General features: G+C 51.4%; 12 protein-coding genes and 2 rRNA genes. 9 read left to right on the top strand and 5 right to left on the bottom strand.

Annotated features, from left to right (window positions below):
* Positions 1–25: 25 nt before the first annotated feature.
* Together AC27N8_RS30910 and AC27N8_RS30905 are read right to left on the bottom strand one after the other, a co-directional pair.
* Positions 26–3,005, bottom strand: a 23S ribosomal RNA gene (locus AC27N8_RS30910).
* 310 nt (positions 3,006–3,315) lie between these two features.
* Positions 3,316–4,796, bottom strand: a 16S ribosomal RNA gene (locus tag AC27N8_RS30905).
* Together the 16S and 23S rRNA genes form the textbook arrangement of a ribosomal RNA operon.
* A 972-nt stretch (positions 4,797–5,768) precedes the next feature.
* On the opposite strand from AC27N8_RS30905, the gene AC27N8_RS30900 reads away from it, so the two are divergent.
* The 8 genes from AC27N8_RS30900 to AC27N8_RS30865 all read left to right on the top strand — a co-directional run bounded on the left by AC27N8_RS30900 (position 5,769) and on the right by AC27N8_RS30865 (position 18,413).
* Complete coding sequence (locus tag AC27N8_RS30900) at positions 5,769–6,404, top strand: DUF4388 domain-containing protein (protein WP_487072743.1); 636 nt, start codon at positions 5,769–5,771, stop codon at positions 6,402–6,404.
* A gap of 39 nt (positions 6,405–6,443) precedes the next feature.
* A complete protein-coding gene (locus AC27N8_RS30895; RefSeq protein ID WP_487072741.1) occupies positions 6,444–8,033 on the top strand; it encodes a hypothetical protein in 1,590 nt (529 codons plus the stop codon).
* Between the two features lie 106 nt (positions 8,034–8,139).
* Entirely contained in the window at positions 8,140–8,541 is a 402-nt protein-coding gene (locus AC27N8_RS30890; protein ID WP_487072739.1) for a hypothetical protein, read from the top strand.
* Between the two features lie 188 nt (positions 8,542–8,729).
* The gene (locus tag AC27N8_RS30885; RefSeq protein WP_487072737.1) at positions 8,730–11,609 is read left to right on the top strand and encodes an ATP-binding protein; all 2,880 of its coding nucleotides are present in this window, start codon (positions 8,730–8,732) and stop codon (positions 11,607–11,609) included.
* A 360-nt stretch (positions 11,610–11,969) separates the two neighbouring features.
* Positions 11,970–14,111: a UvrD-helicase domain-containing protein gene (locus AC27N8_RS30880; protein WP_487072735.1), complete on the top strand. Its 2,142-nt coding sequence runs from the start codon at positions 11,970–11,972 to the stop codon at positions 14,109–14,111.
* A gap of 122 nt (positions 14,112–14,233) precedes the next feature.
* The gene (locus tag AC27N8_RS30875) at positions 14,234–16,000 is read left to right on the top strand and encodes a hypothetical protein (protein WP_487072733.1); all 1,767 of its coding nucleotides are present in this window, start codon (positions 14,234–14,236) and stop codon (positions 15,998–16,000) included.
* 81 nt (positions 16,001–16,081) lie between these two features.
* Positions 16,082–17,725, top strand: coding sequence for an AAA family ATPase (locus tag AC27N8_RS30870; RefSeq protein WP_487072731.1), 1,644 nt, complete (start codon positions 16,082–16,084; stop codon positions 17,723–17,725).
* A 52-nt stretch (positions 17,726–17,777) separates the two neighbouring features.
* A complete protein-coding gene (locus tag AC27N8_RS30865; protein ID WP_487072729.1) occupies positions 17,778–18,413 on the top strand; it encodes an NUDIX hydrolase in 636 nt (211 codons plus the stop codon).
* A gap of 433 nt (positions 18,414–18,846) precedes the next feature.
* Here the strand turns inward: AC27N8_RS30865 and AC27N8_RS30860 are convergent, their stop codons facing one another.
* The 3 genes from AC27N8_RS30860 to AC27N8_RS30850 all read right to left on the bottom strand — a co-directional run bounded on the left by AC27N8_RS30860 (position 18,847) and on the right by AC27N8_RS30850 (position 21,650).
* Positions 18,847–19,200 (bottom strand): VOC family protein, encoded by a 354-nt coding sequence (locus tag AC27N8_RS30860; protein WP_487072727.1) that lies wholly within the window; start codon positions 19,198–19,200, stop codon positions 18,847–18,849.
* A gap of 119 nt (positions 19,201–19,319) precedes the next feature.
* Positions 19,320–20,288, bottom strand: coding sequence for a helix-turn-helix transcriptional regulator (locus AC27N8_RS30855; protein ID WP_487072725.1), 969 nt, complete (start codon positions 20,286–20,288; stop codon positions 19,320–19,322).
* Between the two features lie 201 nt (positions 20,289–20,489).
* Complete coding sequence (locus tag AC27N8_RS30850) at positions 20,490–21,650, bottom strand: alcohol dehydrogenase catalytic domain-containing protein (RefSeq protein ID WP_487072723.1); 1,161 nt, start codon at positions 21,648–21,650, stop codon at positions 20,490–20,492.
* A gap of 144 nt (positions 21,651–21,794) precedes the next feature.
* Here AC27N8_RS30850 and AC27N8_RS30845 point away from each other — a divergent pair, with 144 nt between their 5' ends.
* On the top strand, positions 21,795–22,652 hold the full coding sequence (locus tag AC27N8_RS30845) for a helix-turn-helix transcriptional regulator (protein WP_487072721.1): 858 nt from the start codon (positions 21,795–21,797) through the stop codon (positions 22,650–22,652).
* Positions 22,653–22,659 lie beyond the last annotated feature (7 nt).

Below are 22,659 nucleotides of genomic sequence, written 5' to 3'. Positions count from 1 at the left end.
CAAAGTCCATGATGAAGATACATTGTGAAACAAGCCGCTCGATCATTAGGGCGACTTCGCTCCGTCCGTTACCGGATGTCCACGTGTCGTCTATCTACCAAGTCGTCTGCTTGGGATCTTAAACACTCGAAAGTGTTGGGAGAACTCATCTTGGGTGCGGCTTCGCGCTTAGATGCCTTCAGCGCTTATCCCTTCTTGACATAGCTATCCAGCTGTGGCCTGGGCAGGCCAACTGGCACACCAGCGGTCAAGCCATCTCGGTCCTCTCGTACTGGAGATGACGCCCCTCAATTCTCCTACGCCCACGACGGATAGAGACCGAACTGTCTCGCGACGTTCTGAACCCAGCTCGCGTGCCGCTTTCATGGGCGAACAGCCCAACCCTTGGGACCTACTCCAGCCCCAGGATGCGACGAGCCGACATCGAGGTGCCAAACCTTGCCGTCGATGTGAACTCTTGGGCAAGATAAGCCTGTTATCCCCGGGGTAGCTTTTATCCGTTGAGCCACACTCCTTCCACTCGGGAATGTGGGATCACTAAGCCCGACTTTCGTCCCTGCTCGACCTGTCCGTCTTGCAGTCAAGCTCCCTTCTGCCTTTACACTCTTATGGGTGATGTCCATCCACCCTGAGGGAACCTTTGGGCGCCTCCGTTACTCTTTGGGAGGCGACCGCCCCAGTCAAACTACCCGCCTGACCTTGTCTGCGTCCCGGATCACGGTGACGCATGAGACACAAACTGTATCGAGAGTGGTATTTCACTGCTGTCTCCCCTACCCCCACAAGGATAGGTTCTCCGACTCCCACCTATGCTACGCACGATCCACCTCGTATCCAGATCAAGGTGTAGTAAAGCTCCACGGGGTCTTTTTGTCCTGTCGTGGGTAACCCGTATCTTCACGGGTACTTCAATTTCGCCGAGTCCTCTGTCGAGACAGTGCTCAACTCGTTACTCCTTTCGTGCGGGTCGGAACTTACCCGACAAGGAATTTCGCTACCTTAGGACCGTTATAGTTACGGCCGCCGTTCACCGGGGCTTAGATTCGCAGCTACGATCACCGCTCCTCGTAACCTTCCGGCACTGGGCAGGAGTCAGCCCCTATACTTCCGCTTTCGCGTTCGCAGAGACCTGTGTTTTTGGTAAACAGTCGGTTGAGCCAATTTCTTGCAACCCCCTCACGCCATCTCCGAAAAGACATCGCTACTAGGGCACCCCTTCTTCCGAAGGTACGGGGTCAATTTGCCGAGTTCCTTAACAGAGGGTCGCTCGATCACCTGGGGAGATTTCCCCCTGCCTACCAGTGTCGGTTTGCGGTACGGGCGGAGTAGGCTTCTGGCGAGAGGCTTTTCTTGGCGGCGTAGGGCGCAATGACTTCCGCAGTCTTGCGACCGCTCGCTGCACTGGTCACGCACAGGACTCCGGGATTTTCCTCGGCGTCGCGCTTCCATATACAGACCCATCCTGTCCATTCGATGGGCTCACCTTCCTTACCGCGTCCCCCCATTGCTCGTAACGAAGTACTCCGGTGCAGGAATGTCCAACCTGCTTTCCATCGCCTACGACTATGACGTCCTCGGCTTAGGACCCGACTCACCCTGGGACGATTGACGGTGCCCAGGAACCCTCAGGCATTCGGTGTGTCTGGTTTTCACAGACATGACGCTACTCATTCCGGCATTCTCACTTCTGGACGCTCCACCAGTTCTTTCAATCTGGCTTCTCTGCCTCCAGAACGCTCCCCTACCAACCCTCTTTGACGTAAACGTCAAAGAAAATTCCATAGCTTCGGTAACGCGCTTGAGCCTCGATACGTTGTCGGTGCCACTCCACTCGACCAGTGAGCTATTACGCACTCTTTCAATGATGGCTGCTTCTAAGCCAACATCCTGGCTGTTTGGGCGAAATGACTCCCTTTGACACTAAGCGCATATTTAGAGACCTTAGCTGATGGTCTGGGCTGTTTCCCTTTCGACAATGAAGCTTAGCCCCCACTGTCTCACTTGCATGCAATCTGTCCTGGCATTCGGAGTTTGGTTGGGTTTGGTAACCCGCAAAAGGCCCCTAGCCCATTCAGTGCTCTACCTCCAGGATAGTTCTCAATCATGCAGCTGTACCTCAATACATTTCGGGGAGAACCAGCTATCTCCGTGTTCGATTGGAATTTCTCCCCTATCCACAAGTCATCCCCCAGTTTTGCAACACTGGTGGGTTCGAGCCTCGACGGACTGTCACATCCGCTTCACTCTGCTCATGGATAGCTCACACGGTTTCGGGTCGCATCGCCGCAACGGTCGCCTTGTTCAGACTCGATTGCTCTGTGGCTCCCCAACTTTACCGTTGGTTAACCAGGCTACGACGATGCACTCGCCGGATCATTCTACAAAAGGCACGCCATTAGCCCTTGGTCTCGCAAGAGACAGTGGCCTCTGACTGCTGGTGAGTACGTGGTTTCAGGGTCTCTTTCATCCCCCTCTCGGGGTGCTTTTCACCTTTCCCTCACGGTACTTGTTCGCTATCGGTCGCTGAAGATGTTTAGCCTTGGAGGGTGGTCCCCCCAGCTTCCCACAAGGTTTCACGTGCCTCGTGGTACTCAGGATACCGATCCACGTTGACAAACCGTCCTCTACGGGACTCTCACCCGCTCTGGTGGCGCTTTCCAACGCCTTCGAGTAGTTCATCATTGCTTGATATCGGTCCTACAACCCCGGTTGTTCCGAAGAACCTCCGGTTTGGGCTGTTCCCGGTTCGCTCGCCACTACTACGGGAATCTCGGTTGATTTCTTTTCGTCGGGTTACTGAGATGTTTCAGTTCACCCACTGCCCCCCGTCACTGCCTATGTGTTCAGCAGGCGGTTTCCAGACATCACTCTGGAAGAGTTGCCTCATTCGGAATCTTGGGGCTCATCGCTTGCATGCAGCTCCCCCCAAACGTTTCGCCGGTCTCCGCGTCCTTCTTCGGTCTTCAGCGCCAAGGCATCCACCTCGTACTCTGTGTAGCTTGTTCTCTACATCTTTGTCATGTCTTGAATGCTTGACATTTTATCTGTTGGTGATAAAAACTTTCGATCCTCTGCTTCAGTTTCGGCTGACCACACTGTGTGCTCAGCAAAATTGAAGAGATATCCTATGCAGTTGTAAACGTGCAAGATTGGCGCACACCACAAGCCGTAGCCCGTGGGGCGAAACCCCAACCTCTGGAGAGTGGAAACCAGCGCAGATATGCTGGACAGATGTACCATGTCCTGTGTCGACCTGGAAGTGCGTCGAGTTAGAAACGTTCATGGAATCCACGAACCTCGACGGTAGCTCCCTAGAAAGGAGGTGATCCAGCCGCACCTTCCGGTACGGCTACCTTGTTACGACTTCACCCCAATCACTGACCCCACCCTCGACGCTTGCCTCTCCGAAGGGTTAGCCCAGCGGCTTCAAGTGTTGCCAACTTTCGTGGTGTGACGGGCGGTGTGTACAAGACCCGGGAACGTATTCACCGTAGTGTGCTGACCTACGGTTACTAGCAACTCCACCTTCACGGAGGCGAGTTTCAGCCTCCGATCTGAACTGAGGCCAGGTTTGACGAGATTAGCTCCCCCTCGCGGGTTGGCAACTCTTTGTCCTGACCATTGTAGCGTGTGTGTCGCCCAAGGCGTAAGGGCCGTGCTGACTTGACGTCATCCCCGCCTTCCTCCATTTTGAAATGGCAGTTTCGTTAGATCAGTTCAACTAACGACAGGGGTTGCGCTCGTTGCGGGACTTAACCCAACATCTCACGACACGAGCTGACGACAGCCATGCAGCACCTGTGGATCCGCTCCGAAGAGACAGCGCATTACCGCTGGTGCAAATCCATGTCAAGCCTTGGTAAGGTTCTTCGCGTTGCATCGAATTAAACCACACGCTCCGCTGCTTGTGCGGGTCCCCGTCAATTCCTTTGAGTTTTAATCTTGCGACCGTACTCCCCAGGCGGACCACTTATCGTGTTAACTGCGACACTGAAGGGGTCGATACCCCCAACGTCTAGTGGTCATCGTTTACGGCTAGGACTACCAGGGTATCTAATCCTGTTCGCTCCCCTAGCTTTCGCACCTGAGCGTCAGGTACTTCCCAGGACACTGCCTTCGCCATTGGTGTTCCTCCGGATATCTACGCATTTCACCACTCCACCCGGAATTCCGTGTCCCTCTGAAGCCCTCAAGTCAGACAGTTTCCAGAACACTTCGTCGGTTAAGCCGACGACTGTCACTCCAGACTGATCTGACCGCCTGCGTGCGCTTTACGCCCAGTAACTCCGGACAACGCTCGCCTCCTACGTATTACCGCGGCTGCTGGCACGTAGTTAGCCGAGGCTGATTCCTCTGGTACCGTCCGTTCTCGTCCCAGAGAAAAGCAGTTTACGATCCGAAAACCTTCTTCCTGCACGCGGCGTTGCTCGTTCAGGGTTGCCCCCATTGACGAAAATTCCTCACTGCTGCCCCCCGTAGGAGTCTGGGCCGTTCTCAATCCCAGTGTGGCTGATCGTCCTCTCAGACCAGCTATCGATCGAAGCCTTGGTGAGCTATTACCCCACCAACGAGCTAATCGAGCGCAGGCTCATCCCAGGGCGTCTTTGCAGACTTTGCTCCTTGCGGAGCGTATGCGGTATTGTCGGCGATTTCTCGCCGGTATTCCTCACCTCGGGGTAGATTGCCCACGTGTTACTCACCCGTCCGCCACTCTCTGATTACTCAGAGCGTTCGACTTGCATGTGTTAGGCACGCCGCCAGCGTTTATCCTGAGCCAGGATCAAACTCGCCATCAAATGTTTTTTATAAAACACCTCATCACAGCGGACGAGATGCGAAAAAGCATATGCGTTAAGTTGCGATCATGACCAAGTTACATTAACATTGGCTATAAATTCGCAGAGATTAATGGTCACCACACATGACATGTGGGACCGAATTGACAGGAACGTGGAACACCTGTGTGTTCCAGTTACTGTTCTGCTTTCCACTCTTCAGTTGTCAAGGTACAATCTACGAAAACGTCTGTTTTCGTGTGGGTCGAGCGTTTCGTTGTTTTGTGTCTCGCTCGTTCCGTAGCTGTAGTATCGCATATCCCTTGTGCTTTGTCAAGCGTTTTTCGCGCTCTTTTTGCGCGGTTCCGAAAACTCGTGATTCGTGTCGTTCGGCCTGTCAAGACAGGTCAGAGGATCGAAAAAAGAGCCAACGCATCCTACAGGAAAGTCTCAACCAATGTTGGGAAGGTCCAGCGAGATGAATCTCGGAGAGCCACCTTAGCGTGGCACAACTGATATACAAGGACAGGAGCACATACTCTCAGAAGAAGATGCAGTGATTGTCGCTTTTTGACAGCTTTGTGATTATGCCACAGGCAGACATTCCTGTCAAGCCCTATGACTATTGGTGTTAATCATCAATCTTCCTTAAAATTTGAAGCGAATGGAGTTTTAGATTGTCCCTCTCATCCCCTTGATGAAGATATGTAAAAACGTTATAAGTAATAATGAGCTAAACTATTCAGATACTATGAAGGAAAGATAGATCAGATCAGGTAACGCCGACGTACCACTTTGATTACAATAAAACCACATCAACTATTAATATACCAGAGATAAAGTATACAACTGATTTATGTGAGCATTTCTAGATTGCGTTGTTAGCAACCTAGAAATAGTGTTAGCTCCTGAAATAATCCCAAGAGACCCAAAAAGATGCATAAACTTTGCCGGATGTTACAACTCTAACCATTATTAAAGGTGAACATGTCCATGTCGGAACGTGGAACTCAGGCATCTCAATTAAGAAGCGTTATCCAGGTTTTGCAGCTTGGCAACAAGAGCGGCATCTTGACGGTAACGCACCAGTCAAAGGTCATCGAAGAGGGGTGGATTACGTTCGTACACGGAGCAATCACAGATGTCAAACTGGGCAAGTTATCGCGTCAAAAGGCATTCAATGCCTTGCTCAGCTGGGAAGAATGTCGCTTTATGTTTGCGACAGTTGAGACAAACACGGAACCACAGCAGCTTCCTCTTGCAATGCCCCCCAGGACAAGTCCCCTTCCCCCATCGATCCCATCGCAATCAATGAATGCGAAAAAAGCCATCCCTCCGTACTCTCAAGCATCGGCGACCAATAGCATACCCGGAGGAAGAGCCAGCATGCGTTCGCAAGATCCACTCAACGCACCGGCAGCTCTCATCATCCCCGGGCGTACGCATCAAGAAGCCGAAAGCCTACAGTACCTGAAGAGCGCTGGTTTATCTCGTTTGCATATGCGCCTGTTCCTCTTAATTAATGAAGAGAGGAATCTCCAGGATCTGGCACGCCTATTGAACCATAGTCCACAAGAGGTCCAAAAACTTCTCTACGATTTAGAACGCATCGGTATTATCTTCCTATAAATTCCAACCAGTTTTCAAGAAAAGGAACCAACCATCATTATGGCTAAACAGGATAGTTCTTCGCCGCGCAAACATCGATGGAGATCTTTACCCTTTCTCATCTCTGTAGCGCTTGTCTTCGCAGCTATCATTCCACTGATTGTCACATTCGCATTTATTTATCTACAGACAACGCCAGCATTGATCAACCAGGCCAATAAAACCATGGTGCGCGATGCCCAAACCAACGTCCAACTCATCAATAACTACTTGCAAGAGCGCGTACTCGATGTCCAGACGGTTCAACAAGCAGCCTCGCAGGTCCCCAACGTCCAAAGGATGCTGACCGTCGATCAGCCGGGTTCGCTGGACTTTCAGACCGATGCGACAATTGGCGGATACTATATTGTTGAGATTGGTATGATTCGCAGTAAAGATTACAAAGACTGGACGATCTTCAGCAAGAGTGGACAGCTACTCCTGGCCTATCCTACGCCCAAACTCGTCCAGGCACACGGAAAATCGTTAATTCCAGCCGAAGATCTAGCACTGGTAAATGCAGGCAAAACATTTATTTCGCCAGTCTATTATTCAGCGCAGACGAACGAAAGCACCGTCGATATTTATGCCCCCATCATGGCGGCCACCCCAACGGCTCAAGCGAGCGCAGCAGCGTCGACGCAGACCACGAAATCGCCCCCGGCTCCTATCGGCATCTTACGAGCCACCCTCAACCTCAGATACATTACAAGTATTGTCCAGGGCGACACAGGAAGCAATGGCGCAGATAGTTATGCCTATATAGTTGATGATAATAATATTCGCATTATCGATGCGGATACCCGGCAACGCTTCACCAGTTTGACTCCGCTAGGCACAAGCGAGCAACAGATCTTGAGCAGCGAAGAACGCTTCGGCTCAACCCAACCCATCTCTCTGGTGAGTGATCCAGCAATCGCACGAGAAGTTCAATCAGATAAGCAATCGTCCAGCATCCAGGAACAGCCAGCCGGAGAAACAACACAATACCAGATTGTACGACAGCAAATGAATACAGCGCTGGTCCCCTGGAACTATATCGTTTTAAGCCCAGTCAGCTCGGAGACAGCGGTAGCGCAACAGCAACAAACAAACATTATTTTCGTGGCAATTCTAACCTCACTGGTCGTAGCCATCATCGGATTACTGGTGGGGCGAGGCATTTCGCGTCCAATTATGCGTGCCGTGACCGAGCTACAGAATAATAGTAAATATCTCAATGCATTATCCAGTCGCCAGCAAGACGCAGCCTCATCACAGATGTGGGTGGTTGAATCTTCACAGGTAGGCTTAAAATCGGTGAATTATTATACGCGTGCCACCGATATCGCATCCAGCGAACTATTGCAGATGATACATACGCTGGCTCAAACATGGCAACAGGTAGACATGCGCGAGAACATGATGCGCATTGAACAAATCGCGCAGCTCATGGCCTATGTAAAAAACGCATCAACCTATCTGGGTTCCAGTAATCAAAAATTGGATACCGCCCTGACACTGGCAACCGAGGTCGCCGAACAGCTACATGAAGGTTCACGCACATCGAATGAGTCAGCAGAACAGCTTGAAAAAATCGTCAAAGAGCTTCAGACAGTTATTGGTCACTAAGCCGGAAAGATCTGAAACCTTGCACTCAACAATACGTAGATTCTACAGATACTACGAGCGGTAGACGAGGCATTTTCAATGGGAAAGAAAGAGGTATTTTTTATTCATGATGCCACAGAATTCAAGCAATGCAAGACAGGAACAGCAAGCACCTGATTATGGCAAATATGAAGGTGCATCCAGCTATAGCCAGCAGCAACAATATCGGCCACCCTACGAGACGCCGCCTACGCAGAATACTCCTTATGATGATCCCTATGCCGATCCGCTGGCACCACACATGAACCTCGGACAGGGTCAAATGGGGAAAGTCTACACCAAAAGTTCGACGCCTCTAGCGGGGATGCGTCTGGCCCTGGCCATCGTCTCCGTATGCGTACTTGTACCACTGACCGCGATTATGTTTGGAATACTGGGTGTACCCGGCATCATTCCCTATGCGGTTGTCTGCGTTGCCATCATCATGGTCAATGCGATCTTCAACAACCCCAATCTCTTCAAATCCTGAGCGGGGAAATACCCTTTCGCCCACGGCGCAAACGCCAGCCGACGTAGCGCCGTGGTCTTGACCTCTTCTGGGAAAACGTATCGCTCTCTGAGAACTATTGGGTACTTGTGTGATAGCATCGAGAGAGTTAAGATAGAGAAGAGATATACACATTTTCTATCTGATCGTAGTTGAGGTTTGTTCATACGATGAAACAGCTCCCGATAGGCACACTCACATTACTTTTCACAGACATCGAGGGATCAACGCGCCTTGTGCGCCAACTTGGCAGCCGCTATGCCGATCTGTTACGTGAGTGCCGACGCTTGCTACGCACCTCGTTCCAGCAATGGAGCGGTTATGAGGTCGATACTCAAGGTGATGCCTTCTTTGTGGTCTTTGAGAGTGCCGAGGATGCTTTGGCGGCGGCTGTCACAGCGCAACAAGCCATCTTCACAGCCAGTTGGCCCGATGGGGTACGCGTGCGGATACGCATGGGGATGCATACAGGCGAGCCACAGCCCGCCGAGGAGGGCTATATCGGCCTGGATGTCCATCAAGCGGCGCGGATCATGAGTGCGGCACATGGTGGACAGGTGCTCCTCTCGCAGGCGACCCACGATCTTGTTGTTTCAGAGCAATCCAACTCCTTCGAGCTTCTGGACCTTGGCGAGTATCGCCTCAAGGATATCTCTGGACTCAATCGACTGTTTCAATTGCTCATTCCAGACTTGCCGACAACCTTTCCACCACTCGCAACCTTAAGTTCGCAGCGTCCATTGAGAAACATCCCCTCGCCCACGGCCTCCTTTGTGGGACGAGAGCAAGAGATCAGTACCATCTGTACGCTGTTACGCCGTCCCGAGGTGCGCCTGCTGACGCTCATCGGAGCAGCTGGCGTCGGCAAGACACGGTTGACCTTGCAGGTAATCACAGAGCTGACCGATCTCTTTGTCGATACTATTTGCTTCGTGGCGCTTGAACAATTAAAAGATAACGCAGGAGTCATTGCCGCGATTGCTCAGGCATTGGGTATCCAGGAAGAGAAAGGCTCCTCGCAGGCCAAACAAGTGAAAGAGGCCTTACGAGAGCAATCTGTGCTGCTCGTATTGGACAATTTCGAACAGGTGCTACCAGCGCGCCTGCTCATAGCTGATCTGTTGATGAGTTGTCCAACGCTTAAAATCCTCGTCACCAGCCGTATCATCCTGCATCTGCAAGGAGAGCGGATCTTTGAAGTCCAACCGCTCCCCCTCCCAACACACAAACAGGAAAAGGATACAGAAGAGCTATTGCATTGTGCGTCCATCGCCCTCTTTTTGGAGAGAGTCCACGCGGTGACGCCGGACTTTAAGCTGACAACGGCGAACAGGGCCGATATTGTGGAGATCTGCAAGCGCCTGGATGGAATGCCTCTGGCGATTGAGCTGGCCGCGGCACGCTCCAGACATTTCTCTCCTGCGGCCCTGCTGGCGCATCTGGAGCAAGGGATGATTGTCCTCACGGGGAAAGCACAGGATCTCCCCGAACGTCAGCGCACCTTACGGAAAGCGCTCGCCTGGAGCTATGATCTACTCGAGCCGGCGGAACAAGCTGTCTTCCGCCGGCTGACAGTGTGCGCGGGCGCGATATCGTTGGAGGCGGCTGAGCAGATATGCATGGCGGTCAGTCCAATAGAGGGTGAGATCTATGAGGTGCTCGAGGAGCTGGCCGATAAAAGCATGGTGCAGCTCGATGATAGAGGGTCAGATGGTAGATACTTCTGGCTCTTACGCGTCCTGCGCCAGTATGGAGCCGAATGCCTCGTCACAGCGGGAGAAGATACGGCAGCTCGCACAGCTCAGAGTGACTATTTCCTGGACTGGGTAGAGCGTAGCGTGCCACTCCTATCAGGCGCAGAGCTAATCCACGGCTTTGATCAGTTGGATCATGCCTATGAAAATATACGTATCGCGCTTGAATGGCTGCTAGACAGTACAAATCCCAATCCAGAGCGTACAGAGCAAGCCCTACGTCTCTGCGTTGCATTGATGAGATTCTGGGAAACGCGTGGCTATATGCATGAAGGTCTGGCGGTTCTGAAGCGGGCATTACAAAGTGAGCAGAAGGTCTCCGCTGAGATCAAAGCACAGGCACTCCATCAGGCTGGCTTTCTGGCACTCATGCTGGATGATCAGCTTCAGGCCGAAACGTTCCTACGGGAAAGCCAGATCCTCTTCCGCAACAACGGCAACAAACCAGCCATGGCCAACATCCTACGCTTACAAGGAAATCTCGCACTCGTCAAAAACAACTACAAAGTAGCACGCCGCTTGCTCGAAGAGGCTCTGGCTATCTACCTGGAGTACAACGAAACCCAGAAAGTCTCATCGGTCCAGAACGCCCTGGCACAGATCGCCATCGTCCAATGCAATTATCCCCAGGCGCTCGCCCTCCTGGAAGAGGTTTTGGCAAGCAACAAAGCAGCGGGAGAGCAATACAGCAGCGCATATCCACTCTTTCACATCGCACGCACCCATTTCCTCGCACAGACAGATCCAGTTAAAGCTCGCTCGCTTGCGGAGCAAAGCCTTACCCTCTTACGTGCAACAGGCAATCGGCGCATCATGGGATATGCCCTCACGCTGCTCAGCCAGATCCTGTCCACCGACCCAAAATATATCGATGAAGCATATGATCTCATCGAAGAAAGCCTCACCATCTTCAAGGGGATGAATGAGCGTTTCGGCATCGCCGAAGCATCGCTCGTGCTGGCAGAACTGACCGCCAACCGAGATGATCATAAAACTGCACAAGAGCTTTTCCAGCAGAGCGCAAAATTGCTCAAAGAGCTGGGAGAGAGAGAACCTGCGGCCACCTTCCTGGAAGCCTACGGGAACTATCAGGCCACCCACGGAGATGTCAGGCAGGCAGTCCAGATGTGGGGGGCGGCCGCCGCCACACGGTCCGCCATCGTCGCCCCCATGCCACCCACCTATCGTCATGACTACAGGCAAGCCATCGCCATCGCCCGTCAACACCTCGACGAAGATGAATTCCGCACGCTCTGGCTGAAAGGCAGCAAAACGCCTCTTGATCAGATTATGTGAGTAATTATACCTATCATAAAACTCCTGCCCTTGCTTAAAAACGCTTTTGTGTCGAGCGAAGCGAGGACACCGTAGCGTCGAACGCTTGCGTGCGATGTTCCACTCGACGTACGATCAGGCCCCCAGCGCGGCGTGACGAGATGCTGCTGTCTCTTACGAGAAACTGGGACATCGTACGCAAGCGTTCGACTGCAAAAAAAATGAAGCATACCCAATAGATATTTTTATCTAGCATTTTGCTGAATGAAACGGTATACTAATCATCAAACCCATCGAGAAGCAAGCAGACGATTAAATGCACCAGGCGTCTTCCTAAATCTCCAGTCCTATTCGGACTCCGTAGAAAGGGCTTTTCCTCTGATGAATACACAACGACAATCGTTGATCAAGCCCACTGTGCTGGACGATATCAGCAAACTGCCCCTCAAAGATATGCAAAATATCCTCAAAAAGGTGGCACAGTTGCAACAAGATCCTCTACCAGACGGCAAGACAAAGAAACAGCTGCTCCACCTGCCAGGGAGGCTCTACCGTGCGCGCTCCGGACGATATCGCATTATTTATACATTTAGTCAGAAGACGGTCTCGATTTATAAAATTGCGATCCGCAAAGAGGATATCTATGAGAAGCATCTCGTTACCAATGACGACGATCTGGATACAGATGAGTTAAGCGATCTAGATATCAACTTCGATGAAACCGATACAAAGGATTCAACATGGTCAACATGGTCAACATGGTCCACGGGAGGCCCCTGCGAGACATCCAAACAAGAGTCAGCATTGCCGGAGCCGATCACAGTCGAGCTACTTAACAAGCTAAGGGTGACTGAAGAATATCATTCGCACCTACTCAGTATCGTCGATGAGGATAGCTTGCTCAATTGCGAGGGCATCGATCAAAAGACGCTTTCACGCCTCATCGATTATCTCTATCCCCCCTCGCTGAGCGAAGCGATTCAGCAGCCAGATCTGGTCCTCAACGACGCCAACGATCTGTTGCGCTACAAAGAGGGAGATCTCTTGAACTTTCTGCTTCTGCTGTCGCCTGAACAGGAGCAATATGCGACATGGTCATTGCGCACCAGCGGCCCAAACCTGGTCAAAGGAGGTCCCGGCACAGGGAAGAGTACCGTAGCACTCTATCGCGTACGCTCGATCCTTGATCAGCTGCTCCAATCTGGTCAAAGCCAGCCCAGGATACTTTTCACCACCTACACGAACGCTTTAATTAAATCTTCACAGCAACAACTCCAGCAGTTCCTGGGTCCCAGAGCAGAGTATGTCCAGGTCAGTACAGCTGATAGTATGGCCTACACGATTCTCGACCACTTTGGTCAGGTGAGAAATCCAACCCTCATCAATACCAATCAAGAAGCGCATCAATACTTGCGGCAAGCCATCACAGCGACAAATTTTGAGGGAACATTGCTGGAACGTCGCCTCAAGATGCAGACGATTGAGCGCATGACCCTGGATTATTTATTGCATGAATGTAACTTTGTGATTATTAGCCGCCAGATCAGCACGTTAGAGGAGTATCAAAAAACACCACGCCATGGACGCCAATTGCGCTTAAATGCAACTCAGCGTGCAGCCATCTGGCAGATCTATCAGCGCTGGCTTCAGTTATTACATGCCGCCAACAAAGAAACCTGGCAGCAACGCCGCACGCGAGCAGAAATCTTGACGAAACAGAGTCCCCTTTACCAATCGTTCGACGCAGTGATCATCGACGAGGCTCAGGATCTCGATCCCAGTGCCTTGAGGATGCTCATCCAGATCTGTAAAGCTCCCAACCGGCTCTTTATCACCGCTGACGCCAACCAATCTATTTACAGTAGCGGCTTCACCTGGTCAGATATCCATCATGATCTCAACTTTCGCGGCCATACCAATATCCTACGTGCCAACTACCGGTCGACCAGGGAGATCGGAGAAGCGGCACATTCATATCTACGTCATGCCGGACTGGAGGCGGTAGAGAGCGAACGTCGCTACATCAATCACGGTCAACGTCCCGATGTCCTGGCGGTCAACAGCAGCAAAAACGAGATCCAACTGCTGATCAGCTTCTTCAAACAAGCCTGCCATACCTTACACCTGAGCCTGGGCTCCTGTGCCATTCTCTGTCCCGGCGACAACATTGGGCGTTCGCTTGCCAGTACGCTCAAGCAGCGAGGCGTCGAGGCCACGTATATGAGCGGGCGAGACCTTGATCTCTCTCGCTCAGGCATCAAAGTGCTCACGCTGCAATCGTCCAAAGGACTCGAATTCCCCATCGTCGCGCTCGCTGGTTTTGTCAACAGCAACTATCCGCCCATCCCTGCGGATGCCTCGCAAGAGGAGATCGATGAGTTTCTTGCCCGCGAGCAACGAACGCTCTTTGTCGGGATGACACGAGCCATGCGCGCCCTGCTAGTAATCATCCCGCATAACACCAGCACATCACTTCTCCAGGGCTTCGATGATACCTATTGGGACCTGAAACGAAACATTTAACAATTTTCATCCCTCCAAGCGTGCAGAAATACCCCCAAAGCATTTATAATGATGGGGTGATATATTTTTTAGAGAGCCAGGCCATCTGCATAGCAAGTCGAAGGAACAGGAGAGCAGTATCCGTGCAAACCATACGTCTACCTAAGCATCTACCCTCATCCAATGAGCTCATACAACTCAATCAGCGCCTGCGTGCAGGCGAGATCTGTCTTGACTGGCACGATGTCGCTGCCTCTATCCAGCCGGGACAACTTGAGAGTTTACTCAAAGATCTTAATTTAGCCGAGCACTATGACAGCCTCGGAGTCGATACTGTTCCTGAATCGCTTCAGCCTGTTATCGCGATTACTTTTGATATGCTTGAGCTACAAATGAAGCAGAAAACCAGGAAATTACCACCACTCTCAAAGAGAAAAGTTTTGGTCAAGCCAGAGATCTGGCTGCCTGAAGGTGGTGATTTGGATAATGAGGATATAAACAAGACGATCTTCAGGATCTTCCCAGAAAGCGAAGAGAAAATGGTCTTGCCAGTGATGCCAGTACCCGATCAGAGTGAAAAAACTGAAAAAATCGCGGCAGTAAAAATTGCTTCATCCAGATCCAAAGCTGCTCAGCCGAAGGGACCAAAAAAGATTGGGACCGGATTATCTCCATCCGCACTGCATGACATACTGGAAGCCATGGCGGTCGCCGCTTCTCCTCCCGGGCTCACAACCACCGGCAACATTGATACGATGGAAGATGATTACTTGCAAAAGCATTTTCTGGTAGGCCTGCTTGCGCCCAAAGAGTCACAGAACCTGCCCACAGAGCCTGACCCAGATAGCATCTCCGAAGCGGCCTTCCTCACCGATGCCTGCCTGGATATGCGTCAATTAGCCATAACTGCTCCAGGAGAACTGAAAAATCTGCTTACGCCATTAATCAACGCCTACATCGTCCAGATCTATGCTCAACAAAGTTCTGCTGAGGTAACCCATCAAGCCATCCAACAATCTCAAGAGGAGCGTCAACGCACCCAGGCGGGCATCGACCTGCTGGGAGGAGATTCCACTGCGGCACAAGCATTCATATTCATGAATCGAGCTATGTGGCTGCAACGCATCCACACCAGCGTCGCCGAAGAGAGGCTCCGGCATGGTCAGCGTAGCATTCATGACCTGGATCATCCCGCTAACCGTAGATGGCAACCCTTTCAGCTTGCCTTTATCTTGCAGAACCTACCCATCCTGACCGGCCTAAAAACTCACGAGCACGGTTCTATACAGAGCAACAGTGCAGAACTGCGCTATCCCTTAAGCCTGGAAAGTAAAATCGATGCCTATCTGGCCCTAGCCGCCTATACAATGATCGTCCGCCGCCTGCAAGAAAATTTTGCGGGAGGCACCAGCGCATCTGGAGTAGCTGTCGTCATGCGTTATACGCCACAATTGCTCACGCCTCAACATTTCCAGAGCTTCGCAGCCTTGATCTGTGCCTGCGAAGCCATCCGTCGTCCAGCCACGACACTATGGGGCCAGGCTCCTTTCCGGCTGGGATTATGGGCAAGACAGGCATCTCCACTCGATCCCAATAGTCACTTCTATCTCGATGGAAGGGGAAATCCTCGCCAACTGACACATTGTCCCTGGTGCGGACACGCAATAGATCCCGTCAGAGACATTCTGGTTGAAATCGACGAAAAAGGATATGAGCGCACTTTTATCTACTGTGGCGATCAAGAAGAACAGTGCCAGTTTGCACGAACCAGATCCAAAGACGAGGGTCTACCCATCCTGATTGTCGACGAAGAGATCCATCACCTACAGCCATCGTTACTCCTCACCATCGCCGAGCGCGACAATCTGACCTTCTTTCACAAGCCAGGCAGTAAAAGCTCATTAAGCTAAACAATGGAACAATAGTGCTCTCTCACTACCTCTCACCTCTATAAACACGTGAACAAAAGATCTAGATTGGACGTGCATTGTATGAAAGATTTATTCTCCTTATCTTCAAGTATGCTTATCAAGGAAACAGATAATACTGACATCCTGGCGAAATCGCCTCAGAAAGCTTCAGCTTCAACCGAAGAAGTCGAGAACGCCTGGAAAGCTTCAAGCCAATCAGCTTCTGAGATATCACTTCAGATCGACAACGAGCGTCTCAACGCCACGCCAGAGCCACTTTTGACACAACTCATCCATGAAGTTCAGCGCCACATTCTCGTCAACGAAAAGACCATCAGGCGTATCTACCACGCATTGCTGGCCGGACACGTCATCTTGACAGGACCTCCGGGAACCGGCAAAACCGAACTGGCGCGCATCCTGCCAGAAATACTCTGGCAAAGCCAGGTGGGATCGGAGGTAGCAGCAGGTACCTCCGATATAGACACAATGCAAGAGCTCACGGCTGAGACGGCCTATACGACGCGTCTGGTAACCGCCACAGACGACTGGACTCCACGAACATTGATCAGTGGCATCGCGCCACAGGGCATAAATGGCACGATCAACTATAAAATCCAATATGGTCATCTCACATCGGCCATCCTCAAGAACTGGTCATTTCAGGGAGAAGATCCAGCTAGATGGAGTCATGTCGCACTCCAACGGACACGCATCAAAGCATCCAGCACGCTAAATCGCAGCAGCATCCAGACATTTAAGGGACAGTGGTTAGTAATCGACGAGTTCAATCGTGCGCCGATAGATCTGGCTCTAGGCGATGCCTTGACAACTCTGGGAGGTCACGATGTCCTACGCATCGGTATAGAAGATGGTAGCGCCGAATTGCCGATCCCGCAGGATTTCCGTGTCATTGGGACACTCAACAGCTTTGATCGTCACTATCTCAACCAGATCAGCGAAGCGCTCAAGCGCCGCTTCTCCTTTATCGAGATCCTGCCGCCAACACGCGGACAGCGCAATGACGAGCAAAGTATTGTGCTGTACAAAGCGCTCCGGAAAATCAGCCATCTCAGCCCGGCACTTAGCAGCGACGAGCAAAACGAACAAGCCATTTATTGGGATAAATACCTTTCAATTGGCACGAAACCATCTGGCCGTTACACGATCGAATGGCTTGATGGATCAGCAGCTTTTCGAGATGCCTTTGAAACTGCCTGGGATATCTTTGATATTATCCGCATCTATCGGCAACTAGGAACCGCTCAGGCGATCAACCTGTTCCAACGCATGCTGATTGAAGGAGTCTTGCAAAACTATAGCACGTCCACTGCCTGGATCGAGCAGGCTCTGGATACCGCTCTCTGCGATACGATTGTCGATCAGCTCCAATTTTTGTTCGCGGATGAGATCGAAAGCTTACTCATCTATCTGGAAACCGAACGCAACTCCTTTGCTATCACGTACAATAAATTATTGGGACGCCTTTTCAGCACCCCCCAGCGTCTCAGTGGACAGTTGCTCGCGCTCTCGCGCGTGCTACAGGATGAGCACGAACAACCCATCTTCCCCAATCTTCGCATCGAACTGATGGCAGATCATGATCTGCCAGAGCTATCCACAACGCTACTTAATCAGATCTTTCATACGCACAGACCCATGTACCACTTGCCACAATTCACGCGTCGCCTACGCGCCATGAAAGCCGAGCGTGACATACAATGATTATGCCCCTCATATTGCTAGCAAAGATAAATAGCAAAGGTATAATGAATATATGAAGAACAAAATAACTCCGTGGGACGTACTTAAGAGTACCGTCATCGTAAGCGATCCCTGGCTGAAGGTACGTTCGGATCAATGCAGGACACAGGAAGGTCTGATCATCGATCCCTATCACGTCATAGAGAGCTCCACCTGGGTCAACGTCGTAGCCATCACGACCAGCGGACAGATCGTCCTGGCCCGAGAATATCGCCATGGCATCAAAAAAGTGATGCTGGGCCTACCCGGCGGCGGCGTCGAGAGCAAAGATGGTACTCCTCTGGAGGCGATACAGCGCGAGTTGCGCGAGGAGACTGGCTATAATGGGGACATTTTCTTTCAATTAGGATCGAGCTATCCAAATGCCGCCAACCAGAACAATATCGTCTGGTCCTTTCTCGCCTTAGATGTCACACCATCGCAGCAACAAGAGCTCGACGCAAACGAAAATATCGAGGTCGTGTTGCAAGACTTCATCACCTTTAACGATCAGGCTTGGAGCGGCGAAATTGATCTGCAAGCCATGCATCTGACCACGCTGGGCTGGGCCGTACAGTTCATTTTGCGTAGCTCACTGCCTCAGCTACATGAGCTACGCCACAAGCTACTGTCAAGGATCATTGCACCCTCGCCCGGACATAAAGAATGACCTCTTACACCAGGCGTCCAAGCCCACCGACGTAGCGCCAGTGAATATCAAATTTCCCCTTTTGCCTGTAAAATCCACAAATGTAGCATAGGGATTTTATGCCCCTGTGAGGTTCCCATGCCGCTCATGTCCCCATGTTCGGCTCCCAGCGCCTCCCTGGCAATATGATCCATGGAGGGCCTTTGACGCTATGGGACCTCACAGGGGCGTAAAACCCCCGTGCTACATTTGCGTTATATTCATATAAAAGATGCAAAATTGTTATCCCATCGCTTGCATTTCTGTTCTGCTACTGCCCGAGAAAGGTATTGGGTAAAAGACAGGCCAAGCCGACACCGCTACGTCGATGGACGTGCCACCCAATCGCCTCCCTGACATATTTTGGATGCTCGTAGCCCGTACAATAAAGGCGCGATGGCCTTTATTGTACGGGCTACTGTAACATCACCAGCGCATGCCTGTCGGGCGTTTGCACGCCGAAGATCGAGCCAAAGGGCAATTTCACAATTGAGGTCGTGCCCGCTCCTTTTGCGGTAAGCTCTGTATGAAGTCCTTCAAGATCTTGTGTCTTAAAGTACAACTCTACGGTACCGGCAGGCGGAGTATTCTCGCCCACCACATTCAAGCCAAAGCTGATTTTTTCCTCATTACCTGTCAGGGCACGAAAAACTGGTCCGCTCTGCTCCGGGTTGGCCTTAAATCCCAGCTTCTCCGTAAAGTATTTCAAAGACTCATCGAGGTCGGTAACGTAGAAGATTACAAAGTCGAGAACTGGCATAGTAGACATAAAATTAAATCCCTCTCTCAAGCTAGGACAATGCTCGTTATGTAGTAAAGCACCATCGCACGTTTATCTATACCAGTAGTGTAGTGTATGGTTGTGACAACAGTATGTCAGCAGCGTTTTCAAATTTTGAGACTGTTCTCAGGCTGATAATTCTGGAGCATTGCACGCGCTTCTTCGGCCAGACGCACTCTTAGCGAAGCTGGTTCTAAGATCCTGGCATGGCTCCCCCAGCTCAGGAGCCATTGTATAATATCTCCTGTATGCCGGACCATCAGTGTCACTAACAGACCCTCGGGAGTCTCCTCTTCCGAGGTAACGTAGTAAGTGCGTCCCTCGCGCACCCAGCGAGATATCTCCCGATCAAATAGCACGCGCACGGGAATATTCCTCAACGGATCGCTCTGGCTCTGCACAAGCGGGGGATTAGCCGGACGGAGAAAAGTTCGTGATAAGAGTTCAAGATCCTCAATACGATCAAGACGAAAGTGGCGAATAGCCTGGCGCAGATGGCAGTAGGCAATCAGATGCCAGCTATTCAACAAATACGCCAGGCCATAGGGATCAGCCTCACGGATTTGAGCATCGCTCGGCTCATTGCCAGGATGGCGCGCATGATAACAAAAGCGGATCGTATTACGATCGATCAGAGCTCGACGTAACTGTTGCAGCGTCTCATGCTCCTTAGAATCGGGGGGGACAATCGTTTTAATAAAGCGAATATTGCTGCGGAGATACTGCACATCATCGCGCAAAGTCTCTGGAAGGACGCCCTCAATTTTGCGGCTGGCCGACTCGGCCGCCGCACGATACTGAGCATCAAAATTTTGTGCCATAAAACCACTACCCAGAAGCAACATCGTCGCCTCCTCGGTAGTAAAACTCAGAGGAGGCAAAAAATAGCCTTTCATGAGCGAATAACCCTGACCTGGCACGGACATAATCGGCACGCCTGCCTCACATAACGCCAGGATGTCACGATAGATAGTACGCTTGCTCGTTTCAAATGTCTTAGCCAGATCCTCCGCCCTTTGCCGCCCCTTCCCTTGCAGTTCCAGGACGATGGCTAACAAACGATCAGTTTTATTCACTACACCTTCCTTTACATGCACAACTACTTTATAGTATTGTAACCCATCAAGGTAGCCCACCCCAGATTAGCATCATAATACGTCTTAACAAGTAAAGGCAAATAAGGATCTCAGTGACTATCTCTCCAGCGAGTTGGCAAAGCTCTCCCCGGAGGAGGGCTGGAAGTATCTGCAAGGCAGACTGTCGTGACCTACTGACCTTTAAAAACTGGAAGGCGTGAGCGCCGTTAATTGGAAAGGGCCTCCGTGATTAGAAGCATATTGGACCGCTTGATTTACCTGTTCAAGCGGAAAGGTAGTGGCGGAGAATGGTTCAAGGCTAAGCAGGCCACTATGAATCAACTCAATAAGCTGCACAGGTGCGTGTCTTGGACACATCCATTGCCCGCGAATCACCAGATTGTTGCGCATCACGTAATTATAAGGGATATCCAGATCTGCTTGCACTCCTCCCATCAAAATGGCTGTTCCTCCAGAGCGTACAGACATGATCCCACGGCGGGTTGGGGCGGAATCATGGATGGGTCCCAGTATATCGAGCAGACAATCGATTGGCCCTTCAGCAGCTTCTATGAAGCGCTTGCGGTTCGTCGCTTCGTTTTCAGACAATGAATAGGCCGAATATATGCTGGAAGAGCCTTCGGCAGCTTCTCTGGAGTATTCGTTTTTACTGGTATCATCTTCTTTGGCGAGTAGCACAGGGCGGACACGTGGGCCAAATTGATCTACAAGAGCCTTGAGGGCTCGCTCATTGCGACCAAGAGCAACAACACGAGCCGCGCCCATCGCCACAGCGACGGCCACTGCTGCACTGCCAAAGTGACCGGTTGCTCCATTCACCATGATAACCTGCCCCGCCTGGAAGCCCGCAGCTAAGAGTCCGCCATAGGGAACTAACAACAATTCCAACGCTAAAAGTTTGGCTGCATCAATAGAACGTATCTGGTCGAGAGAGTAAGCATTCTCAAGGGGTAAGAGCATTTTTTCGGCAAATGAACCATGCCTGAAGTGTGACTGAAGTATCTGTGCTCCCTCGCCAGGAGCGATCCACCCTTGTAGCATGACATCTGGGGAGAGGACGTCATCGCGTGACCGTATGGTAGGATCGCAGAGAACGAGCTGACCAGACTTGAGTCGAGTAGCATCGGGGCCGGTTTTTTCTACGATCCCGATAGCTCCACAACCCGGAGCGAGTGGTAGCAAGAGGGGATAGTGCCTTTGTCCGGTGAAGACTTCCTGGGTATAGGGCAGAACTGGAGCTGCGAGTACACGAACCAGTACTTCGCCTGCACCCGGTACTGGTTCAGGGATATCCTCAATGGTGAGAGGTTGACCAATGGTTTTGAATATTGCGGCTTTCATGACTTATATCCTTTCTGTATTTACGACTTGACATTGAGGCTCTCATGCGAGCATGCTAAACCTGATATGAGCATGCCACAGGTTCTGGGATACTACCAGAGCGTGTCGATACTAGTATTGTCACCACCAGTGAAGGAGTATAAAATGGTGAAGAACAACGAGCCACGTGGTGAACTGGCAAACTTTTTACGCACGCGCAGGGCCAGACTGTCACCAATCGATGTGGGATTGCCGGGCTCAGCGCGCCGCAAGGCGATTGGATTGAGACGAGAAGAAGTGGCACTGCTTGCCGGGGTCGGGGTTACCTGGTATACCTGGCTGGAGCAGGGAAGAGACATCAATGCCTCTGTCCAGGTGCTCGACAGTCTGGCACGAACCTTACGGCTTTCCACAGAAGAGAAAGCGCATCTGTTTCTTCTGGCCGGTCAGGTATCACTTCAGCATCCTGTGCCGCAGCAGGAACGCATCAGTCCTTTTATACAAAAGTTTCTTGATTGCCAGGGAAGCAACCCTGCCTATGTTATGGGGCGGAGGTGGGATGTGCTGGCTTGGAATCGTGCGGCTTGCCAGGTTATTGCAAACTTTGCGGCACTGCCAGTAGAGAAGCGCAATATTGTGCGTATCATTTTCACCGATGAGAAATCTCGCCACCATCTTGTGGGTTGGGAAGCAATGGCACAACGGCTCCTGGCACAGTTCCGTGCAAGTAGCAGCCAATATCGCGACGATGAACAGTTAGGTGCACTGATTACAGATTTGCAGCATTGCAGTCCAGAGTTTGCATGCTGGTGGCCGCGTCATGAGGTGTTAGGGAGGCAGGATGGACAGAAGAAACTTCTTCATCCTCAAGCAGGTTTGCTTGAACTCGACCATGGCACTTTTCAGATCGATGGCTCTCCAGGATTGAAAGTAGTAGTCTATCTTCCAGCTAATGAGGAAACCGCCATCAAACTCGAACAGCTATATAAACAGGAGGAAATTGTAGAAGGCGTGACACGCTAAGGGTGGA

It is taken from the genome of Dictyobacter sp. Z7_2 (genome assembly GCF_057551105.1).
Note: the sequence above shows the minus strand (reverse complement) of the source record. Positions and strands in the feature narration are given on the sequence as shown.

Excerpts from the sequence above, each read along its gene's own strand:
- AC27N8_RS30900 (WP_487072743.1), top strand. The coding sequence starts at position 5,769 with ATGTCGGAACGTGGAACTCAGGCATCTCAATTAAGAAGCGTTATCCAG.
- AC27N8_RS30895 (WP_487072741.1), top strand. The coding sequence starts at position 6,444 with ATGGCTAAACAGGATAGTTCTTCGCCGCGCAAACATCGATGGAGATCT.
- AC27N8_RS30890 (WP_487072739.1), top strand. The coding sequence starts at position 8,140 with ATGATGCCACAGAATTCAAGCAATGCAAGACAGGAACAGCAAGCACCT.
- AC27N8_RS30885 (WP_487072737.1), top strand. The coding sequence starts at position 8,730 with ATGAAACAGCTCCCGATAGGCACACTCACATTACTTTTCACAGACATC.
- AC27N8_RS30880 (WP_487072735.1), top strand. The coding sequence starts at position 11,970 with ATGAATACACAACGACAATCGTTGATCAAGCCCACTGTGCTGGACGAT.
- AC27N8_RS30870 (WP_487072731.1), top strand. The coding sequence starts at position 16,082 with ATGAAAGATTTATTCTCCTTATCTTCAAGTATGCTTATCAAGGAAACA.
- AC27N8_RS30865 (WP_487072729.1), top strand. The coding sequence starts at position 17,778 with ATGAAGAACAAAATAACTCCGTGGGACGTACTTAAGAGTACCGTCATC.
- AC27N8_RS30860 (WP_487072727.1), bottom strand. The coding sequence starts at position 19,200 with ATGTCTACTATGCCAGTTCTCGACTTTGTAATCTTCTACGTTACCGAC.
- AC27N8_RS30850 (WP_487072723.1), bottom strand. The coding sequence starts at position 21,650 with ATGAAAGCCGCAATATTCAAAACCATTGGTCAACCTCTCACCATTGAG.
- AC27N8_RS30845 (WP_487072721.1), top strand. The coding sequence starts at position 21,795 with ATGGTGAAGAACAACGAGCCACGTGGTGAACTGGCAAACTTTTTACGC.